Origin of the sequence: Lentzea sp. NPDC005914, assembly GCF_040629405.1 — a bacterium.
Taxonomy (GTDB): domain Bacteria; phylum Actinomycetota; class Actinomycetes; order Mycobacteriales; family Pseudonocardiaceae; genus Lentzea.
The window spans coordinates 170,911-192,437 of sequence record NZ_JBEXVQ010000001.1 but is presented as its reverse complement, the minus strand read 5'-3'; the positions used below and the strand labels follow the sequence as shown (position 1 = coordinate 192,437).

The following is a 21,527-nucleotide window of genomic DNA, read 5'->3' as shown; positions in this document are numbered from 1 at the left end:
CGCTCCCAGACTGGCGCCACACTCTATTCACGAATGGGCCGCTCAGGGAAGGTCTCGTCGAACGCCTTCGACGGTGCGATCAGCAGAAGAACACTGGGAACGTTCCCAGGAATCAGTGGGCAGCGAACTGCAGGCTCGTCGCCTGGACCGCGTCGGGCTTGACCGGCAGCGCGTTCACGACCAGGCGCTCGCCGTAGATGTCGGTGATCGCGATTGCCCCGCCGCAGCCGGCACCGTTCTCGGAGAGGAAGTAGTTGTATTCCATGCGCCGCAGCTCTTTCCACTGCCCGCCGGCCTGGACCTCCAGCCGTGCCACGGGGTTGCGGTGGTCGATCGCCTGGATTCCGCACCAGTACTGCGAGGAGCCGGTCTTGTAGCGAATGGAGATCTTCTTCTCCAGCGGCGGGCTGACGAGCGACCACGTCACCGGGATCTCCCCCGCCTTCGGATCCGCCAGCCGCGCGAACGCCTCCCTGCTCAGGTCGAGTTGGCCGACGCGGCACGGCGCCGGGCAGAGGTTCGTGACCCGCACCGTGATGCTCTTGCCGTTGGCGGCCTTCACCAGGATGTAGGCGCCGCACGCCTTGGAGTCCTCGTAGTCGGACCAGTTCATGGCGACCGTCAACGGGTCGGGACCGGGGTCGTACGAGCAGGCACCGCCGCCATCGGACGCGTAGAACGTCGCCGGGCCGGTGTGGGAGACACCGGGCTTGATCTTGCTCGCCAGCGGTGTTCCTGCAGCCGCGGGGACTGGTACTGCCGAGGACGTCGGCGGCGGAGATGATGACGTCACCGGCGGCGTTGATGACGGCGCCTGAGTCGTCGTGGTCGCGGTCGTCTCCGGCGTGGTGAGCTCGGCGACGACAGCGACAGCGCGGCCCGTCACGCTGGCGTTGCCCTGCACGGCAATGCCCACGGTCACCAGTACCAACGCAGCAGCAACCAGCAGCGCAACACGTGCCCTCGTCACCAAAACAGTCCCAATCTCGAGAAGTGCCGGTCGCGGCCGAGCCGGTCCGGCGCGGGGTCAGCGTAGTTCCCGATGCCGAAAACCGGCAGGGCGCCTTGTGTTCGAGGCGCCCTGCCGGAAGTCAACGAGTCACTCCTTGCACTTCTTGCCGCTGTTCACGCAGTTGACGAGCCTGTCCATGATCTGCTGCGACATCACGTTCGCGAAGTCGTCGTGGTCCGAGAAGGGGTTGTGCGCCTCTTCCGGGAACGAGTCGACCTTGTACTGGCCCTTCTGCTGGATGTCCCTGGGGATGTTGTAGGTCAGGGAGATCCGCAGCTGCGGCACGGCCTTGAAGCCCTTCTGGCACTTGCCGTTCGCGTCCGGGAAGACGATGTGCTCGCGGTGCTTCGCGGAGTCGATGTTCTTGCCGTCCCAGCAGCTCGGGAAGTCGTGGATGCGCTTGACCTTCGAGCCCTGCGGGCAGATCGGGTACTTGTTGATCTGCACCTTGTCCTCGAAACCGGTGCAGGTCCACGAGTCCTTGGCGTTCTTCTGGCCATTGGCGGTCACCTTGGCGTCGCCGTACAGGATGCGCAGGAACTTCGGCATCGCGACGACCTTGCCCACGGGCGAACCGCGGAACTGCAGCTCGGCGACCTCGGGACGCTGGATCTCGCCGTCGTTGCCGGGAAGCTCGTTCTCGTTGGCCTTGCCCTCACCGAGCTGGCACGGCGCCAGCTTCTCGAGACCCTGCGGGCGGTCGGCGTTGCGGCCGATCGCGATGGCCATGCGGTCGATGGTCGCGACCCGCTTGTCCTTCAACGGTCCCACGATCGCGTTCTGGTTGAAGTTGGGGTCGCGGGGGTTCTCGTTCTTGGCGAGACGCTTGTTGGCCTCGTCGATCTGGGTCTTGAGCAACGCGAGGTTGCGGTCGACCTCCGCCTTCGCCTGACTCGGCACCTTCGGCAGCTTGCTCGCGACGTCCGGGCAGCTGACCGTCTTGGCCTGGTCATCGTCGTCGTCGATGCGGACCACCGGCCAAAAGTAGGCCGACTTGTCGCCGTTCTTGCAGGTCGTGCCCGCCGCGTCCAGCGACTTGTTGTTCGAGTCCGCGTCGCTGGAAAGGTTGCCCACGTAGTCGTGCAGGTGCTGGGCACCGTTGCGGACGCCCGGCTGCGCGATGAAGTTGTCCGGGTTGAAGTGCTTGTTCTCGTTGCGCCCGCAGTCGACCGTGAACGTGCCTGTCGTGGCACCGTTCTCCGGTCTGGGTTTCTTCACGTTCGGCTTGACCTTCGTGATGTCGACGAAGAAGCCCTTGTCCGCCCCGTCGGCCAGAGCGGACTCGCCGCTGCTCGTGGTGGCCACCACCAGCGCACCGACCGCGGTGAGGCCCAGCAGGCCCGCCGCGACCTTCAGCACGAGAGGCTGTCCTTTGTAGAGGCTCATGCTGCGGGGTACGGACGGGGAGCCCGATCGGCTCATTTCGATTGCGTTCGAATCGAATAACCGTCGAACGGACACTCCAAACGAGACAGTGGGCCCTCGTTTCCCCCGCTGAACCGCATCGACGTCGATTCGATTGGATTGTCCGGATCGACGCTTTCCCTTTAGCCTCAGCGCATGCGCCGCCTCACCGCGTCATGGTTCGAGTACTCATCGTAACTGAACCTTTGGGAGACAATCGTGCGGAAACGTGTTCTGCCCTTGGTGGCGCTCGCCGTTCTGACTTTCGTCGCCGCTCCAGCCGCAGCGGACCACCCCGGCTGCGCTCCCGCCGCCGCGGCCTCCACGAGTGCCGCGAGCGTGAAGGTCTGGCTCGCCGGCGACTCGACGATGGCCGACCCGAAGTCGGGCTGCCCGGTCGGCTGGGGCAACCAGTTCGACACGCTGTTCAAGGACGACGTCACCGTGGTGAACAACGCCGTGGCGGGCCGGAGCATCCAGACCTGGCTGTACGAGTCCAACGTGAAGAGCACCAAGGACTCCGCGGGCGAATGCGTGGTGAGCCCCCGGACGTTCCACCAGCGCTGGCTGACCATGCTCGATCCCACCAACGGGATGAAGGCAGGCGACTACCTGATGATCCAGTTCGGGATCAACGACGGTGACCCCAACTGTCCTCGTCACGTGGGTGGCGCGCGGTACAAGGAACTTCTCGCCGTGATGGCCAAGGCCGCCAAGGACCGCGGTGTCACCCCGATCTTCCTCACGCCCGTCTCGGCGATCAAGTGCAGCGGCAGCTCGGCCGTGGGCACCCGAGGCTTCCTCACCGAGACGGCCGACGCGGGCAGGGCCGGCGGTGTGACCGTCATCGACCTGCACAAGCTGAGCTACATGCTCTACAACACCCTCAAGCTGTGTCCCAACGACGGCGACTACACCAAGGGTGCGGTCGGTGCCTTCTTCTGCAACGACCACACCCACTTCGAGGCCGCCGGTGCCAGGCAGATCGCCGGTGTCGTGGCCAAGGCCCTGCGAGACCAACGAATTCCGCTGGCCGGCTACCTCAGGTGAGCTCCAGGGTCACGGTGCCTCCCGTGGCGGGAACCGGTTCCCCGGCGGGGAGCTGGACCTGCCACGCGGCCGGCGGTGACTCGGCCTCGACGTCGATCCGGTTGCCGCGCCGGCGGGTGCGGAACGTGGAACCGGCGACCTCGGTGGTGATCGAGGCGCCGTCGTCGAGCTGGTGGAGCCGCAACGTGACACCGTCGGCGTAGTCGTAGTCCGGGCGGTCGTCGACGGCGCCGAGCGGGAGGACCGTGTTCGGCCGCACCAGCAGTGGCACGGTGAGAAAGTCGCACGACATCGTTGTCCACCGCCCGCCCGGCACCTCGGCGCCGGTGAAGAAGTCGGTCCAGGTGCCTTCCGGGACGTAGAACGACACCTCGCCGCGGTCGGAGAACACCGGTGCCACCAGCAGGCTTTCGCCGAACATGTACTGGCGTTCGAGATGGGTGCACGCCGGGTCGTCCGGGAACTCCAGCGCCATCGCCCGCATCATCGGCGTGCCCTCGGTGGTGGCCTGCAGCGCGGCGTGGTGCAGATACGGCATCAACCGGGCCTTGAGTCTGGCGAACACCCGCAGCACGTCGACGGCCTCCTCGTCGAACAGCCACGGCACCCGGTACGACCTGCTGCCGTGCAGGCGGCTGTGCGACGACAACAGCCCGAACGCGATCCACCGCTTGAACAACGCCGGGTCCGGGGTGCCCTCGAAGCCGCCGATGTCGTGGCTCCAGAACCCGAAACCCGACAGCCCCAGGGAAAGCCCGCCGCGCAGGCTCTCGGCCATGGCCTCGTAGGTCGACTCGCAGTCGCCGCCCCAGTGCACCGGGAACTGCTGCGACCCCGCGGTGGCCGCACGGGCGAACACCACCGCGTCGCCGTCGCCACGCCGTTTGCGCAGCACCTCGAAGACGGTCTTGTTGTAGAGATAGGCGTAGTAGTTGTGCATCCGTTCCGGGTCGGAGCCGTCGAAGTACTCGACGTCCGTGGGGATGCGCTCGCCGAAGTCGGTCTTGAAGCAGTCCACGCCCTGGTCGAGCAGAGCGTCCAGTTTGGACGCGTACCACTCGCGGGCGGCCGGATTGGTGAAGTCCACCAACGCCATTCCGGGCTGCCAGAGGTCCCACTGCCAGACGTCACCGTTGGGGCGCTTGAGCAGATAGCCGCCCTCGACACCTTCCGCGAACAGCGGAGACCGTTGCCCCACATAGGGGTTGATCCAGACCGAGATCCGCAGGCCGCGCGCCTTCAACCGGTCCAGCATGCCGACCGGGTCCGGAAAGGTGCGCGGGTCCCACTCGAAGTCGCACCAGTTGTACTCGCGCATCCAGAAGCAGTCGAAGTGGAACACGCTCAACGGCAGGTCGCGCTCGATCATGCCGTCGATGAAGCCGGACACCGTCTGCTCGTCGTACGACGTCGTGAAGGACGTGGACAGCCACAGGCCGAACGACCACATCGGCGGCATGGGCGGCCGGCCGGTCAGCATCGCGTACTTGCGCAGAATCTCCTTGGGGCTCGGGCCGTAGATCACGAAGTACTCCAGCGTCTGCCCCTCGACGCTGAACTGGACGCTGGACACCTTCTCCGAGGCGACCTCGAACGAGACGTGGCCCGGATGGTTGACGAACACTCCGTAGCCCGCGTTCGTCAGGTAGAACGGCACGTTCTTGTAGGCCTGCTCACTGCTCGTGCCGCCGTCCGCGTTCCAGATGTCGACGGTCTGGCCGTTGCGCACCAACGGTCCGAAGCGCTCGCCCAGTCCGTACACGACATCTCCGACGCCGAGGTCGAGCTGGTCGCGGACGTAGTGCTTGCCGTCCAGCGTCAGGAATCCCATGCCCTTGGCCTGGCTGGTCGTCAGCACCTCGCCGCCGACGAGGAACTCGACCTTCCACTCGCGGCTGACCCGCACCTCCAACGCGCCGGAGGTGAGCGTCTCGTCGGTGAGGTGCACATAAGGCTCGGCCGCGGCCAGGGCGAATTCGGGTTGCTTGCGCCGTTCCCCCTCGAAATGTGTGAGGCTCACCCGGATCACGTCCGGCATCGGTGAGGAGAACCGCACCGTCGCCACCGGGCCCTGCAACAGGTCGCCGCGATGGCGGATCGGGCGGGTCGGCGCGTGCACCACCAGCTCCCCCGCCGACGGGCTGATGTCGTAGACCTCGACCGGATGCGCCGCCTGCACGCCGTCGCGCAGCAGCCAGTACCCATTGGTGAACTTCATTCGATCGCTTTCGCCGTTCGAATTCGAATCGAATCGCTTCGATTCCTTTCCCCGAACGGTAGCGCAGGTCAGCGAACGAATATCGGTGGTTCGTCGGCCGCCAGATCGTCCGGCAGACGCAGACCTGTCTGCCGCGGCACGAGTTCGGACTGCAGCACGATCGCCGCGGCACCGATCGCCGGTGCCGACGCGGCGGACGGCGACAACCGCACGGAGACCGAATGCGCGTCACGAGCGATGAACGCCCGGTCCAGCTCGGCGCGCAGCACCGGCAGGTAGACCGAGCCCGCGATCGCGAAGCTCGGCCCGGTGAGCACCAGCACCTCGAGGTCCAGCACGTTGGCCAGCGTGCGGGCGCCCACCGCGAGGTAACGGGCGGACCGCTCCAGCAACGCCAGCGCCCGCGCGTTGCCCCGCCGCGCCGCCCGGCTGATCGCCGCGAAGTCCGCCGCGACCGGTGTGGCCGCGCGCGTCCGGCCACCGACGAGTCCGGCCGCACGACTCAGCGCCCGATCCGCCCGCGCCTGCGCCACCACCGCGCCGGGACCCGCCAGCGCCTCCAGGCATCCCCTTGCACCACAACGGCATTCGGGCCCGTCGACGTCCACGCAGGCGTGGCCGATCTCGCCGGCGCGGCCGCCCGGACCGCGGTAGGTCGTACCGCCGAGCACCACCCCGGCACCGATCCCGGCCCCCAGGTACAGCGCGGCGAACGTCGACGTGGCCCCGACGCCACCGGACCAGTGCTCGCCGATCGCGGCGGCGGTCGCGTCGTTGTCGAGCACCACCGGCAGCCCTGTGGCCCGTTCCAGCATCTGGCCGAAGTCGCCGTGCTCCCACGGACGTGCCGACACCAGTCCCAGACCGAGGATTCGATCGCGTTCGACACCGACGCTGTCGATCAGCGCGCCGACCTCGCGAGCCATTCTGGTGATCACGGCGGAGACCTCGGAGTCTCCGCTTCCCGCGCGCGAGATGCGAGCCACGACCGCGCCACCGAGGTTCGTCAGCACGTAGGTGATCCGTGCTTCGTCCAGGTGCACGCCGACGGCGTAACGCGCGAAGTGGTTGAGCTGCAACATGACCCGGCGTTTGCCGCCGGTCGACTCGGCGTGCCCCGTCTCGGCGACGAGGCCCTCGTCGATCAGCCCGCGCACGACCGTGGAGATTGTGCCGCCGGTCAGCCCGGTGGCGTTGACCAGGCCGACGCGGCTGATCACGCCCGCCGCCCGGACGAGGTCCAGCACGGCCGCTCTGGTGCTCGCGTGGGTCACCCGCGCCGGTCCGCTCACCGCATTCCTCCGTCGAACGACGAACCTTGTCGCATCGACAAGTCGTGCCCAGTAAAGCATCCCGAGCCGTTGACTTTCTTTGTTTAGCAACTGAAGAATCCTCGCCGCGAACCACCCAGCGGCGGGGAGGATCAACGATGCTCAAGCAGCTTTGCGCGGTCGGTCTGGCGGTGGTCGTCGCGGCCACCGCGGCGTGCTCGGGGTCCGGAGGTGGCGGCAAGGCCAGGGACACGCTCGTCGTCTACACCGGGCAGGCGGGCGACTTCCAGCTCAACTTCAACCCGTACTCCCCCACCTTCATCGAGGGCATGGGCACCATCAACGAGCCGTTGTTCTTCTTCAACATCGCTGCCGACCAGCCGCCGAAGCCGATGCTCGGCACCGCGTACTCCTGGAACACCGACGGCACCGAGCTGTCGATCACCCTGCGCGACAACGTGTCGTGGTCCGACGGCCAGAAGTTCACCGCCGAGGACGTCGTCTTCACCCTCGACATGGTCGCCAGGAACCCGGCCCTGAACAAGACCTCCTACAAGGGCACGGCCACCGCGACCGACGACACGCACGTGGTGGTCAAGTTCCCCGAACCGTCCTACATGGACGGTCCGCAGGTGCTCGGCCAGATGTGGATCATGCCGAAGCACATCTGGAAGAGCATCGGCACGCCGGCGACCGAGGTGAATCCCACACCGGTCGGCACCGGCCCGTTCGTGCTCGACGACTTCAAGGCGCAGTCGTTCACCCTCAAGGCGAACCCGGCCTACTGGGGCGGTGAGCCCGCGCTCAAGCACATCCGCTACCTCTCGCTGTCGGGCAACCAGGCCGGCGTGGACGCGTTGAAGGCCGGCTCCGTCGACTGGCAGACCGGCCCGGTCCCCGACCTCAAGGACATCGAGAAGAACTACCCCGGCTACAAGGCGATCACGTTGCCTCTCAACCAGGTCTCGCTGTTCACGTGCTCCAACGCGCAGCTCGGCTGTCAGGGCGCGCAGACCGATCCCGCCGTGCGCAGGGCGATCTACTACGGCATGAACCGCACCCAGATCAACTCGCTGGCGTTCCAGAACGTCAACAGCGAGATGTCTCCGGGCTTCACGTTGCTGCCGCGTGACAACGCGCTCGTGTCGGGCAAGCTCACCGATCGGGTCGCGCCGATGAACGCGAACACCGCCAAGGCCGAGGAGCTGCTGACCTCCGCCGGCTACGCCAAGGGCCCGGACGGCATCTACGCCAAGGACGGCAAGCCGCTGGCGCTGACCGTGAAGGTGGTCGCCGGCTGGACCGACTACATCACCGCGCTCGAGACCCTCAGCCAGCAGCTGCTCCAGATCGGCATCAAGCTCACCCCGCAGCAGCTGTCGTGGAACGAGTGGGCCGACGCGCGCGGGCGTGGCCAGTACGAGCTGCTGATCGACTCGGTGGAACAGGGGCCGGCGCCCGACCCGTACTACACCTACGCCTACTTCTTCGCCACCGCGGCCACGGCGCCGGCCGGGCAGGCCGCCTACCCGAACTACTCCCGGTTCAGCAACGCCACCGTGGACCAGGCGCTGGCCGAGCTGAAGAAGACCGACCGCGGCAACCCCGCGCGGCAGCAGCACTACGACGCGATCCAGGTCGAGCTCGAGAAGTACATGCCGTACATCCCGGTGATGACCGGCGGCGTCCCGAACGAGTTCAACGCCAAGGCGTTCACCGGCTGGCCCACCAAGGACGACCTGTACGCGTTCCCCGCGGTGTGGAAGCGGCCGGACGCCTCGCAGGTGTACATGAAGCTCAAGCCCGCCGGTAACTGACGATGGGCTACTACCTGCGCAAGCTCGCCTTCTACCTGGCGGCCCTGTGGGCGGCGGTCACGCTGAACTTCGTCATCCCCAGGATGCTGCCTGGCGACCCCGTCGACATCCTGATGGCCAAGCTTCAGCAACGCGGCGGCGGCGTCGATCCCGCGGCCCGCAAGGCCTACGAGACACTGCTCGGCACCGGCGGCCGCGACTCGGTCCTGCAGGAGTACGTCAGCTACCTGGGCAACCTGCTGCGCGGTGAGCTCGGGGTGTCGGTCAGCGCGTTTCCGGCGAAGGTGTCCGACGTGATCGCGGGCTCACTGCCGTGGACCATCGTCCTGGTCGGTCTGTCGACGCTGCTGTCGTTCCTGCTCGGCGTCGGGCTCGGCGCCGTCGTGGGCTGGAAGCGCGGGACCTGGCTCGACTCACTGGTGCCCGCGACCACGGTGCTGTCGGCGGTGCCGTACTTCTGGCTGGCGCTCATCCTGGTCGCGCTGCTCTCGACCGGGCTGGGCTGGTTCCCGCTCAACGGCGGCTACGACGTGGTCCTCGATCCCGGCTGGAGCGGGGAGTTCGTCGGCTCGGCCATCTACCACGGCATCCTGCCCGCACTGACGATCGTGATCTCGTCGGTCGGCGGCTGGTTGCTGGGCATGCGCAACATGATGGTCTCGGCGATGTCCGAGGACTACGTGCTGACCGCGCGGGCGAAGGGACTGCGGGACAGCCGGATCATGATCCGGTACGCGGCCCGCAACGCGGTGCTGCCGTCGGTCGCGGGGTTCGCGATCTCGCTCGGGTTCGTGGTGTCGGGCTCGATCGTCACCGAGCTGGTGTTCTCCTACCCCGGCATCGGGTCGAAGCTGCTGCAGGCCGTGCAGAACAACGACTACGCGCTGATGCAGGGGATCTTCCTGGTGATCACGGTCGCGGTGCTGGGCGCGAACCTGGTCGTGGACCTGGTGTACGGCTTCATCGACGCGCGGACCAGGGATCGGAGCGTGGTGTCATGAGCGGCCGCTGGCAAGGCCTGCTGCCGCGCTGGTCGGCCAAGCTGGGTTTCGGGCTGGGCATCGCCGGTGCGATCGTCCTGTTCGGACTGATCGGCCCACTGCTCACCGGTGACCCCGCCACGATCAGGGACATCGGGCTCACCCCTCCCGGCGGTGAGCACCTCCTGGGCACCACGGTGACCGGTCAGGACATCCTCGCCCAGCTGGCCCACGCCACCCGCGGGTCGCTGCTGATCGGACTGCTCGTAGGGGTCATGGCGACAGTGTTGTCCGGTGTGTTCGGCATCGTCGGCGCCTACGCGGGCGGAGTGCTCGACGAGGCGTTCTCGTTGTTCTCCAACGTGATGCTGGTGATTCCCGGCCTGCCACTGGTGATCGTGATCGCCGGCTTCGTCCCTCCCGACCAGCGCGGCACCGGGACGATCTCGCTGGTCCTGGCGATCACCGGGTGGGCCGCGGCGGCACGGGTGCTGCGGGCGCAGACGTTGTCGTTGCGCACCAGGGACTACGTGGCCGCTGCTCGGGTGTCCGGCGAGAGGACCTGGCGGGTGATCTGCGTGGAGATCCTGCCGAACCTGTTGCCGATCCTGGCCTCGCAGTTCGTGTTCGCCGTGGTGCTGGCGATCCTCAGCGAGGCGGGGCTGTCGTTCCTCGGGCTCGGCGCGGCCAACTCGTCGACGCTCGGCACGATGCTCTACTACGCCCAGAACGGATTCGCGCTGCAACGCGAGGCGTGGTGGTGGTTCGTCCCGCCTGGGCTGATCATCGCTCTGTTCGGCGGTGCGCTCGCGCTGGTCAACTTCAGCATCGACGAGATCATCAACCCCCGGCTGCGCGATCGTGCCCGGCGTGAACGGGACGTCGTGGCTGTGGAGGCGGAGATCACCCCGGCCGAGCCCGACGCCGTGCTGACGGTCAGGAACCTCAACGTCGTGTACCAGTCAGCGACACCTGTGCACGCGGTGAAGGACGTGTCACTGACCCTGCGCCGCGGCGAGATCCTCGGCCTGGCCGGGGAGTCCGGCTGTGGCAAGACCACGCTCGCCTACGCGATCAACCGCCTGCACCGGCCGCCCGCCGAGGTCACGTCGGGGTCTGTCACGTTCGACGGCGTCGACGTGCTGGCCATGGGACCGGAGGAGCTGCGGGAGTTCCGCTGGGTCAGGCTCTCGATGGTGTTCCAGGGAGCCATGAACTCGCTGAACCCGGTCACCCCGATCCGCGCGCAGCTGCAGGACGTTCTGCGCACGCACCGGCCGTCGATGTCCGCGCCGGACCGCGAGGTGCGGTGCGCCGAGGTGCTGAGGCTCGTCGGCGTCGACCCGGCCCGCCTCGGCGCCTACCCGCACGAGCTGTCCGGCGGCATGCGGCAACGGGTGATGATCGCGATGGCACTCCTGCTCGACCCGCAGGTGATGATCATGGACGAGCCCACCACCGCGCTGGACGTCCTGGTGCAGCGCGAGATCCTGAACGAGATCGTGCGGTTGCGCGACCAGCTGCGGTTCGCGGTCGTGTTCATCACCCACGACCTGCCGCTGCTGCTGGAGCTCAGCGACCGGATCGCGGTGATGCGCGACGGTGAGGTGGTCGAGTACGCGACCGCCGAGGACATGTACCTGCGGCCCCAACACCCGTACACGCGCCAGCTGCTGGCCTCGTTCCCCAGCCTCACCGGTGACGCAGGAGCGCTGATCACATGACCACGCTGGAAGTCCGCGACCTCACCAAGACGTTCCACAAGATCCACGCGGTCGACCACGTCTCGTTCACCCTCACCGCGGGGCGCACGGTCGCGCTGGTCGGCGCGTCCGGGTCCGGCAAGTCGACGATCGCGAGGATGATCGCCCGCCTGGTCCGCCCCACCTCCGGGGAGATCGCGCTGACCGGCCCGGACGGCGAACCGGTGCCGCGACGGGACTACCGCGACCACGTGCAGATGATCTTCCAGGACCCGTTCGCGTCGCTCAACCCGTTCCACACCGTCGAACACCACCTAGCCCGGCCGCTGCGGCTGCACGGAGGTTCTCGCGCGGAGGTGCCCCACCTGCTCGAACGGGTCAGCCTCACCCCGGACTTCGCGCACCGGCGGCCGCACGAGCTCTCCGGCGGGCAACGGCAACGCGTGGCCATCGCCCGCGCGCTCGCACCGGGCGCCAAGGTGATCATCGCGGACGAGCCGGTGTCCATGTTGGACGTCTCGATCCGCCTGGGAGTGCTGAAGCTCCTGGCCCGCCTGCAGCGCGAGGAGAACCTCGCCGTCCTCTACATCACGCACGACCTCGCCACGGCCCGGCACTTCTCCGACGAGGTCCTGGTGATGCACCGCGGCCGGATCGTGGAGCGCGGGCCGAGCGACGACGTGCTCGTCCGTCCGCAGGACCCGTACACCCAACGGCTGGCCGCCGCCGCGCCGAACCCGGAATCCCGCTTCTCCCTGGGAGGACAGCCTTGATCCGCCAGTACCTGCACGACGGCTGGCAGCTGACCGCGACGACGACCGAGGTGCCCGACCACATCCGGGGCCGGTCCGTGCCCGCGACCGTGCCCGGCAGCACGCACCTCGACCTGCTGGCGTCCGGGCTGATCACCGACCCGTTCCTCGACCAGGCCGAGACCGAGCTGACCTGGATGCACCGCGCCGACTGGCGGTATCGCACGACGTTCCTCGCCGCCGCAGTGACGCAGGGCCAGCGGGTGGATCTCGTCTTCGACGGCCTGGACACCACGGCCACCGTGGAGCTCAACGGGCACCTGCTCGGCCACACCGCGAACATGCACCGCAGCTACCGCTTCGACGTCCGGGAGTTCCTGGTCGACGGCGGCAACGACCTCACGGTGTCGTTCTCCTCCGCGCTGGCGCACGCCGAGAAGACGGAGGCCGCGCTCGGCGCCCGCGCCCACGTGAACGCCCACCCGTTCAACATGATCCGCAAGATGGCGTGCAGCTTCGGCTGGGACTGGGGACCGGACCTGCAGACCGCGGGCATCTGGCGACCTGTCCGGCTGGACCGCTGGCACACCGCCCGGATCGCCTCGGTGCGGCCGGTCGTGACCGTCTCACCGGACGGGACCGGGCACGTCGAGCTCCACGCCGGCCTCGAGTGGACCGAGGCACCGTGGGAAACGCTGACGCTGCAGATCACCGTGGGCTCGCGCGAGCACACCGTCTTCGTCCCTGCCGGGCAGCAGGCCGTGGTCGCCCGGATCGACGTCCCCGACGCCGATCTGTGGTGGCCCGTCGGCCACGGCGACCAACCGCTCTACGACCTGGACGTCGTGCTGTTCGCGAAATCGTCCGTTGTGGACAGGGCGACGCGGCGGATCGGGTTCCGCACGATCACCGTCGACACGACACCGGACGAGATCGGCACGCCGTTCACCGTCGTCGTCAACGACAAGCCCGTCTTCGTCAAAGGCGCCAACTGGATCCCCGACGACCACTTCCTGACAAGGATCACGCGCGACCGGCTGGAGCGACGCATCGACCAGGCCACCAGCGCGTACGTCAACCTGCTGCGCGTGTGGGGTGGCGGGATCTACGAGTCCGACGACTTCTACGACATCTGCGACGAACGTGGAGTCCTGGTGTGGCAGGACTTCCCCCTCGCCTGCGCCGCGTATCCGGAGGAGGAGCCGGTGCGCGGCGAACTGGAGGCCGAGGCACGCGAGAACGTCGTCCGTCTCATGCCGCACGCCTCGCTGGCGTTGTGGAACGGCGGCAACGAGAACCTCTGGGGGTTCGCGGACTGGGGCTGGCCCTGGCAACTGGAAGGCCGGACCTGGGGCCTGGGCTACTACGAGGAACTGCTGCCGGGGATCGTCGCCGAGCTCGACCCGACGCGGTTCTACTGCCCCAGCAGCCCGTACAGCCCTGTTCCCGGCCTGCATCCGAACGACGAGAACCACGGAACGCGGCACGAGTGGCAGGTCTGGAACGAGGTCGACTACACGCACTACCGCGACCACGTGCCCAGGTTCTGCTCGGAGTTCGGGTTCCAGGGCCCGCCGGCCTGGTCCACGCTCACCCGGTGGATCCACGACGAGCCGCTCACCCCGTCCTCACCGAGCTTCCTGACCCACCAGAAAGCCGAGGACGGCAACGGAAAGCTCGACCGCGGTCTCGCAGCACAGCTGCCCGTGCCCCAGCGGTTCGAGGACTGGCACTGGGCGACCCAGCTCAACCAGGCCCGTGCGATCGGCTTCGGCGTCGAGCACTTCCGCTCGTGGTGGCCGCGCACGGCCGGCGCGGTCGTCTGGCAGCTCAACGACTGCTGGCCCGTGACGTCGTGGGCGGCGATCGACAGCGACGAACGCCTCAAGCCGCTGTGGTACGCGCTGCGGCACGCGTTCGCTCCCAGAATCCTGACTTTCCAGCCGCGTGACGGCAAGCTCGTGCTCGTCGCCGTGAACGACCACGACGAGCCGTGGGACGCGCACATCACGTTGGATCGGCAGACCTTCCGGGGCGTCACGCAGCACCTGACTAGACTGCGCCGCACAGTGCCACCCAGGTCGGTCGTCGAACTGGGCCTGGACGAACCACTGCTGCGACCAGCGCACGACGACGCGGAGGTGATGGTGGCGACCACCGCCGAGGCGCGCGCGATCCTGCCGTTCCTGCCCGACTCGCAGCTGTCGTACGACCCGAGTCCCCTTGTCTCCCAGGTGGAAGCGGTGCGCGGCGGCTACGAGGTCGAGGTGCGCGCCGAGGCGTTCGCGCAGGACGTGGCCATCCTGGCCGACCGGGTCGCGCCGGACGCCGTGGTGGACGACATGCTCGTGCCGATGCTGGCCGGGGAGGTCCGCGTGTTCCACGTCCGCACGAACGCCGTCGTCGATCCCGCCGCCTTCACCGATCCGCTGGTTCTGCGCTGTGCCAACGATCTCGGCGCGGTGCCGTGATGGACTCGTCCGGCGCGGTCGGGCTCGTGCTGGCCCGGCCCGCTCGGTTGCTGGGCGTCGAGCCGTTCTTCATGGAGTTCATCGCGGGCATCGAGGAACGGCTGGCCGAGCGCGATCTCTCGGTGCTGCTGCACATCGTGGCGGACCACGAGGCGGAGATCGCCGCCTACCGCCGGTGGTCGCAACGAGGTCTCGTCGACGTGACCGTCGTGGCCAATCCCGTTGTGGACGACCCACGTCCCGCCGTGCTGGTCGAACTGGGCCTGCCCGCCGTGGTCGTGGGTGATCACCCGGACCTGCCCGCCGTGCGCACCGATCACGCGGGTCCCGTCGCCGAGGCTCTGCGGCACCTGCTCGAGCTGGGGCATCGGCGGATCGCCAGGGTCACCGGGCCTTCTTCCTTGCTGCACACAAGAGCTCGCACGGCCGCGTTGCTCTCGGGGTGCGGGCAAGCCGGTGTCGAGCCGGTGATCGTCGAGGGCGACTACTCGGAGGAGGCGGGCGCCAAGCTGACCACCGCGCTGCTCGGTCGTGCCGAACGGCCCACCGCGATCCTCTACGACAACGACGTGATGGCCGTGGCGGGCCTGGCCGCGGCCGCGTCGTTGGGCGTCGCGGTGCCGGAGCGCCTCAGTCTCGTCGCGTGGGACGACTCGACGTTGTGCCGCTTGGCTTCTCCGGCCTTGACCACGATGAGCGTGGACGTGCACCAGTTCGGCGTGACGGTGGCGGAGTCGGTGCTCGAGCTCGTCGACGGCGTGCCCGTCACCCCGCGCTGGTCCCCCACCGCCCACTACGTCCCGCGCGGGACCACGGCACGTGCTTAGTTCCGGTTCTCCAACCGGTCCACATTGATTCGTCTCTCGACGCACCAGCGGCGGCCGACCCAGTAACGTGAAAAAGTTTCGACTGACTCCGGCCCTCGATCTTGTGGCCGGCATCACTCCTGCCTACTATCCAGTAGGTAGGAGCTGGACCCGCTCCCCCTGACACGTGCCCCCTCCGGAGACCCTGCGAAGTCCCCCGGACGCGGCACGGTCCCCGTCCCGCGCCGCCGACTTCAACGGAGAAGCAGCGATGAACGCTATGCCCGACCCTGCACGGAAATCTCCTGCCGGGAGCGCTCTCACCCGTCTGGCGAGGGCCGCCGCGGCGGCCACGCTCCTCGCCGCCGGAGTCACCGCCTCCGCCAACGCCGCGCCTCCGCTGCGCGAGGTGATGTTCGTCGGCAACAACTGGGACGGCACCGCCGACGTGGTCAAGTCCACCGGCGACTTCGCCAGGATCGGCCGCCTCAACGTCATCCCCGACAAGTCCCAGCGGCTGACCGAGATCTACCTCAACCCGATCAAGCTCGCGTTCTTCCTCGGCATCCGGTCGGGCCCCGGCGAGGGACACGACCAGTTCGTCGACGACATGTACACCACCCCCGACGGCTCGGCCGTGGTCGTCTCGCGGCCCAGCTTCGCCGACGTCGTGTCCCTGGACCTGGCCACCGGCAAGGTCAAGTGGCGGTTCCCGGTGTCGGGCTTCCGCTCCGACCACATGGCCGTCTCCCCCGACGGCGCCCGGATCGCGGTCTCGGCGTCGACCTCCAACACCGTGCACGTGCTGGACATCAACACCGGCAGGCAGCTCGGCTCCTTCAAGACCGGTGACAAGCCGCACGAGAACGTCTTCACCAACGGCGGCCGCTACATCTGGAACATGTCGATCGGCGAGGTCAACAACAACTTCGACGCACCGGACCAGGACTGGCTCAAGGGCGACCGGCACATCACCGTCGTCGACGCCGCCACCTACCAGGTCGTCAAGACGATCGACATGCGCGGCAAGCTGAACGGCTTCGGCCGCAGCGACCTCTCCAACGCCGTGCGGCCCGCGGTGTTCTCCCCCGACTTCTCGAAGCTGTACTTCCAGGTGTCGTTCTTCAACGGCTTCGTCGAGTACGACGTCGCCACCGACACGGTCACCCAGGTCAAGACGCTGCCGAAGAACTCGAACACCAGCGACGACCGCACCACGTTCGTCAACGACTCGCGCCACCACGGCCTGTCGATGAACCCCGACGGCAGCAAGCTGTGCGTCGCCGGGACGATGGACGACTACGCCACCGTCGTCGACCGCGCCACCCTGCAGCAGGGCCCGCTCGTGACGGCCTCCAAGCCCTACTGGGCCACCGTCAGCGGTGACGGCCGTCAGTGCGTCATCTCCGAGAGCGGCTCCGACCAGATCACGGCGATCGACTTCAGCACCGGCCAGAAGGTCGTCTCCGTGCCTGTCGGCGACCACCCGCAGCGCGTGCGCCTCGGCCACGTCGCCGCCGACTGGACCGGCCCCACCAGCTGATCACCGCGTTGCCGCGGGGCGCTCGACCGTCCTGCGGCAACGGGTCAGAACCCCCGCGCCGCGATCAGCAGCGCCTCACTCAGCACAACCTCGAGCCGCCCCGCCCCGTCCTCGGCGGGATCGGTCCGGAACGCGTGGTGCTCCACCGCCGCCCGCAACACGTGCGCCTCAGCCACGTCGCCCCCGACCGGCCTCACCCGCTGATCACCGCGCAGGCCGTCCCGCGGCAACGGGTCAGAACCCCCGCGCCGCGATCAGCAGCGCTTCGCTCACCACGACCTCGAGCCGCCCCGGCTCGTCCTCGGCGGGATCGGTCTGGAACGCGTGGTGCTCCACCGCCGCCCGCAACGCCGCGTTGATCATCGCCGCGTGCACGAGGACGGTCAGGTCAGGAGCGCTCAGCCCGCTGCGGCGGGCCAGCGCCTCGGCGAACACCGGTTCCGCCTGCCGGTGCGCCTCCAGCCACACCGCCCGCAGACCGGGTTCGGTCCTGGTCAGCCGCACCAGGTCCAGCATCGTCGCGCGATCATCGGTGAGCTGGACGGGCTGCCGCATGACCTCGATCAGCTCCGGCATGCCCTGGTCGTCGCGCCACGACCGCAGCCAGTCCGCGGCGATCTCGATCCCGCCGGTCAGCAACGGCATCACGCAGCTGTCCTTGGTCGGGAAGTACCGCCACAGCGTGCGCGACGAGATACCGGCCGCTGCGGCGATCTCCTCGGCCGAGGTCGCGGCCACCCCCTTGGTGACGAACAGGCCGACAGCCGCGCGTGCGACGTCGAGGCGGGTCTCGGCCTTGCGCCGCTCCGTGAGTGACGGACGTCCGATCGGCATGCCCCGACGATACCCTTTCTTGTCATACGGTGCCAAGATGTCGCACAATGACAAAAAGTACTCGCAGCTGGAGGCATCAATGAGTGGACTCGCGGGAAGCAGCGTCATCGTCACCGGCGGCGGCTCGGGCATCGGACGGGCGGCGGCACTGCGCTTCGCCGAACAGGGGGCGAACGTCGTGGTCGCCGACATCAACACCGACGCCGCCAACGCGGTCGTCGCGGAGATCGAGGCGAGTGGCGGCACCGCGAAAGCCGCAACCGGCGACCTCAGCGACCAGGCAGTGGCCGACGAGGTGGTCGCGACCGCGGTGAACACGTTCGGAGGCCTGGACGTCCTGGTGAACAACGCCGGGATCATGGACACGATGACCGCCGCGGCCGACGTGTCCGACGCCGAGTGGGAACGCGTCATCCGGGTCAACCTCACCGCGCCGTTCCTGCTCACCCGCGCCGCGCTGCCGCACATGCTCGCCAAGGGCAAGGGCGCGATCGTCAACACCGCGTCGGAGGCCGGCCTGCGCGGCAGTGCCGCCGGTGCCGCCTACACCGCCTCCAAGCACGGTCTCGTCGGCCTCACCCGGTCGGTCGCGGTCATGTACCGCGACTCCGGCATCCGCGCCAACGCCATCGCGCCCGGCGGCACCAGGACCGGCATCGCCGTGACCGCGGACCCGGCCGGGCACGGTCCGCGGGTGCTCTCCGGGTACATGCAGAACGTCGGCCGCATCTCCGAGGCCGACGAGCAGGCCGCCGCCATCGTCTTCCTCGCCTCGGACGCCGCCGCCAACATCAACGGCGTCGTACTGCCTGTCGACAACGGATGGTCCGCTGTGTGACCGGTCAGCGCGGCGCCAGCTCCTGCGCCAGTTCCACCGCCGCCCGCGCGGGATCGTGATCGAACCGGCTGCCGAACGCGTCGTGCACCTGCCACCCCGCGTGGGTGAGCGCACGCCAGCGAGCGAGATGTCCCTGCGCCCCTTCCGGATGCGGACGCGTCTCGACCGCCACCGCGTTCTCCCTCTCCCCCACCACGAGGTCGATTCGCCACTGCCCCACCGGATATCCCGTCCGCACGGTCAGCCCCGCGGCCCTGAGCTCCTCGGCCAGCCGCGCCGTCCAGGCATCCGCCGGCTCGACCCCGGCGGTCTCCGTGGGCTGCACGTCCGCGTACCGCAGGTACTCGCCGGCCAGACCGGGCGGCTCGGCGGCCGACGTGATCACGTACACCTTGCCGCGCGCACGGGTGGTCAGCACCGCAAGCAGGTTGGGGTCGTTGACGAACCGCCACGCGCCGGGCTTCTCGTCGGCCGCGAGGCTGATCACGACCTCGTCGAACTCGCTGCCCTGCACGCCGTGCACCGTGCCGACGCGCACGCCACCCGTGGTGATCTCGTCCAGCGTCAGCTCGCCGAGCAGCGCTTCCTCCAGCGCGTCGGCCTGCGCGCGGAACGGCGTCACCACTCCGATCGACCGCACGCCCGCCGCGATCCGCTTGCGCACGTGGGCGAGCACCGCGTCGACCTCGGTCTGGTTGACGCCCTTGGAGTTCCGCTCGCCCGCAACGCGTTCGGTGTCGATGCAGTCGACGTCCGCGACCGCCGGGTGCGTGGTCAGCAGCGCGATCTTGCCTTCGTAGAACTTCGAGGCCGCGAACCCGATCAGGTGCGGCGCGCACCGGTGGTGCTCGTCGAGCCAGTGCACGCCCGCGGTCGCGGCGGCCGCGTCGAACAGGCTCACCTTCGGCACGTCGAGGCGGTCGCGCAGGTCCTGGGTGCCCTCGGCGTCGACCGCCGCCTGCACGGCCTGGTCGCTCACGAACGACACGTGCCGCAACTGCCGGGGATCGCCTCCGATCACCGCGCAACGACCGCGCAGCAACGCCGGTGCGGCGAGCGGCTGGTCGACGTGGCTCGCCTCGTCGATGATCACCAGGTCGAACATGCCCGGTACGGGCGGCAGGATGTCCTCCACGTCGGACAGCGTGCCGACCCACAACGGCAGTGCCGCCACGAGATCCGCGCTGTCGATCTCGGCCAGCCCACGCCGGCGCGCCGCTCGTCCTGACCGCAACGCCTTCGCCAGCGCCGCCACCGCCCGGCGCGCGCCCGATCCGCGACGGCTGACCGCGAACTCCTTGAGCCACGCGGCGGTCGCGGCACGAGACTCACTGTCCTGTTCGGACAGCAACGGCCGCAGCTCGCCGAACGTCGTCCCGCCACCGGCGCCGAGCCGTACCAGGGCGGCTGTCTGCTCGGCCGCCGCCACAGCGGCCGTGAGGTCCTCGGCCGATGCTTCACCGGCTCCGGCGAGGCGTCGCGCTCTCGACAGCGCCCACCCGGTCCGCAGTCCGCTCAGAAATCCCGTGCGCGGCCGCAAAAGCCCATGCAGTGCATCGAAATCAACGCCGGCGTCGAACGCCCGCGGAGCCACCGTCCGGTGCCCGGCCATCAACGCCTGATGCCGCCGCGCCTCCGCCGCCAGCACCTCGTCGTTCAAGGCGGCGCCGACCGTGCGTTCGACCCGCGCGACGGCCGCGACGTCCGCGCGCCGGGCCCGGTCGAGTTCCTTGAGCTGCGCGGGATCGCTCGTGGCGGACAGGCCGTCCGACAGCTCCCGTGCCATCCCCTGACGCAGCTCCGAGTCACCGAACAGCGCCGGAACCGGCCCGCCCGCGCGACGCAACGCCGCACCGAGCACATCGGCGGCGTTGCGGGTACGGCTCGCGAGCAACACCGACCGTCCGGCCGCGACAGCGTCCAGCGCCAACGCGGCGAGGGTGTGTGTCTTGCCCGCTCCCGGCGGCCCTCCGACGACGGTGATCCGTGCACGGCGGGCGTTCTCGACCGCGCGCTGCTGGCTGGGGCTCAACGGCAACACGGAACTGATCGGCTCGTCGTGGCCGATCACGCCCTGATCCGAGGAGTACAACGCGGCGAGCGCCGTGTCCTCGACCCCGGTCGCCGTCGCCCACTGGTACAGCGCCGACCCCTGCTCGGTGGTCACGACGGGCTCGCCGGCGTGCAGCCCGGCCCCCATCGCGACGACCAGTTCCCGGCCGTGGATCAGCGTGTTCGGGTCGTCGCGCACGATCGGCACGTTCTCGAACCCCGCCACCTTCAGCGTCTCGGTGATCCACTTCTCGGTCGGCCCGAGCGCCGCCTCCCGTTCCGCGGTCTTCGCCCAGTCGTCGATCAACGCGAACACGGCGACGTCACCGGCGACGTGGAACGCGTAGGTCGACCCCATCCCGTGGTGCAGGCGCACCGGCCGTGATATCAACGGCAGGCACACCCGCCGCCGCTGACCGCCGATCTCCGTGGGACCGACCAGGAACGCCCAGCCCAGCCGCAGAAGCCGGTCCTCCTGGTGCAGCGCGTCGAACGCGGCGAGGTGCTGCACCTGGTCACGTGCCTGCTTCGGCACGGTCCAGGTGATCGGCGTCCACTCCTGCTCGTTCTGGGTCGCCGTTATCGCCCGCCACGACGGTTCGTGGTCGCCGAACCACAGCAGTCCCGCCGCCTTCGAGAGGTCGAGCTGGACCTTCTGCGGCTGCTCGGCCGCACTCAACCGGGCGAGGGTGCGCAGGACGGCCGGAACGTTCACCCGGCCATCCTTCCACCGCGCTCAGGACCGGCCGCCCCGAACCACCGAAGCCGGCGACGCT

General features: G+C 68.8%; 16 protein-coding genes. 9 read left to right on the top strand and 7 right to left on the bottom strand.

The window, feature by feature from the left end; genetic code table 11:
- Positions 1-112: 112 nt before the first annotated feature.
- Positions 113-970: an expansin EXLX1 family cellulose-binding protein gene (locus ABZ345_RS00835; protein ID WP_359841528.1), complete on the bottom strand. Its 858-nt coding sequence runs from the start codon at positions 968-970 to the stop codon at positions 113-115.
- Between the two features lie 129 nt (positions 971-1,099).
- On the bottom strand, positions 1,100-2,398 hold the full coding sequence (locus tag ABZ345_RS00830; protein WP_359841526.1) for a DUF1996 domain-containing protein: 1,299 nt from the start codon (positions 2,396-2,398) through the stop codon (positions 1,100-1,102).
- Positions 2,399-2,635: 237 nt separating this feature from the next.
- Between ABZ345_RS00830 and ABZ345_RS00825 the strand changes: the two genes are divergently transcribed.
- Entirely contained in the window at positions 2,636-3,466 is an 831-nt protein-coding gene (locus tag ABZ345_RS00825; protein ID WP_359841525.1) for an SGNH/GDSL hydrolase family protein, read from the top strand.
- Here ABZ345_RS00825 and yicI read toward each other — a convergent pair.
- Together yicI and ABZ345_RS00815 are read right to left on the bottom strand one after the other, a co-directional pair.
- Positions 3,459-5,684, bottom strand: coding sequence for an alpha-xylosidase (gene yicI, locus ABZ345_RS00820; protein WP_359841523.1), 2,226 nt, complete (start codon positions 5,682-5,684; stop codon positions 3,459-3,461). The two genes, ABZ345_RS00825 and yicI, sit on opposite strands and share 8 nt — an antisense overlap.
- A gap of 68 nt (positions 5,685-5,752) precedes the next feature.
- A complete protein-coding gene (locus ABZ345_RS00815; RefSeq protein WP_359841522.1) occupies positions 5,753-6,976 on the bottom strand; it encodes an ROK family protein in 1,224 nt (407 codons plus the stop codon).
- Positions 6,977-7,113: 137 nt separating this feature from the next.
- On the opposite strand from ABZ345_RS00815, the gene ABZ345_RS00810 reads away from it, so the two are divergent.
- From ABZ345_RS00810 to ABZ345_RS00780, 7 genes are all read left to right on the top strand, one after another.
- Positions 7,114-8,772 (top strand): ABC transporter substrate-binding protein, encoded by a 1,659-nt coding sequence (locus tag ABZ345_RS00810; protein ID WP_359841520.1) that lies wholly within the window; start codon positions 7,114-7,116, stop codon positions 8,770-8,772.
- A gap of 2 nt (positions 8,773-8,774) precedes the next feature.
- Positions 8,775-9,773, top strand: coding sequence for an ABC transporter permease (locus ABZ345_RS00805; protein WP_359841518.1), 999 nt, complete (start codon positions 8,775-8,777; stop codon positions 9,771-9,773).
- Positions 9,770-11,476 carry a dipeptide/oligopeptide/nickel ABC transporter permease/ATP-binding protein gene (locus tag ABZ345_RS00800; RefSeq protein WP_359841516.1) on the top strand — a complete coding sequence of 569 codons (1,707 nt, stop codon included), beginning with the start codon at positions 9,770-9,772 and terminating at the stop codon, positions 11,474-11,476. The genes ABZ345_RS00805 and ABZ345_RS00800 overlap by 4 nt, the downstream gene beginning before the upstream one ends.
- Positions 11,473-12,228: an ATP-binding cassette domain-containing protein gene (locus ABZ345_RS00795; RefSeq protein WP_359841514.1), complete on the top strand. Its 756-nt coding sequence runs from the start codon at positions 11,473-11,475 to the stop codon at positions 12,226-12,228. The genes ABZ345_RS00800 and ABZ345_RS00795 overlap by 4 nt, the downstream gene beginning before the upstream one ends.
- The gene (locus ABZ345_RS00790; protein WP_359841512.1) at positions 12,225-14,678 is read left to right on the top strand and encodes a glycoside hydrolase family 2 protein; all 2,454 of its coding nucleotides are present in this window, start codon (positions 12,225-12,227) and stop codon (positions 14,676-14,678) included. The genes ABZ345_RS00795 and ABZ345_RS00790 overlap by 4 nt, the downstream gene beginning before the upstream one ends.
- Positions 14,678-15,505: a substrate-binding domain-containing protein gene (locus tag ABZ345_RS00785; protein WP_359841510.1), complete on the top strand. Its 828-nt coding sequence runs from the start codon at positions 14,678-14,680 to the stop codon at positions 15,503-15,505. Before ABZ345_RS00790 ends, ABZ345_RS00785 begins: the two co-directional genes overlap by 1 nt.
- 259 nt (positions 15,506-15,764) lie before the next feature.
- Entirely contained in the window at positions 15,765-17,027 is a 1,263-nt protein-coding gene (locus ABZ345_RS00780) for a YncE family protein (RefSeq protein ID WP_359841508.1), read from the top strand.
- A gap of 44 nt (positions 17,028-17,071) precedes the next feature.
- Here the strand turns inward: ABZ345_RS00780 and ABZ345_RS00775 are convergent, their stop codons facing one another.
- Together ABZ345_RS00775 and ABZ345_RS00770 are read right to left on the bottom strand one after the other, a co-directional pair.
- Entirely contained in the window at positions 17,072-17,224 is a 153-nt protein-coding gene (locus ABZ345_RS00775; protein WP_359841506.1) for a hypothetical protein, read from the bottom strand.
- Positions 17,225-17,261: 37 nt separating this feature from the next.
- Positions 17,262-17,861: a TetR family transcriptional regulator gene (locus tag ABZ345_RS00770; RefSeq protein ID WP_359841504.1), complete on the bottom strand. Its 600-nt coding sequence runs from the start codon at positions 17,859-17,861 to the stop codon at positions 17,262-17,264.
- Positions 17,862-17,940: 79 nt separating this feature from the next.
- On the opposite strand from ABZ345_RS00770, the gene ABZ345_RS00765 reads away from it, so the two are divergent.
- Positions 17,941-18,699, top strand: coding sequence for an SDR family NAD(P)-dependent oxidoreductase (locus ABZ345_RS00765; protein ID WP_359841502.1), 759 nt, complete (start codon positions 17,941-17,943; stop codon positions 18,697-18,699).
- A 4-nt stretch (positions 18,700-18,703) separates the two neighbouring features.
- Here the strand turns inward: ABZ345_RS00765 and ABZ345_RS00760 are convergent, their stop codons facing one another.
- A complete protein-coding gene (locus ABZ345_RS00760; protein ID WP_359841500.1) occupies positions 18,704-21,466 on the bottom strand; it encodes an AAA domain-containing protein in 2,763 nt (920 codons plus the stop codon).
- Between the last annotated feature and the right edge of the window lie 61 nt (positions 21,467-21,527).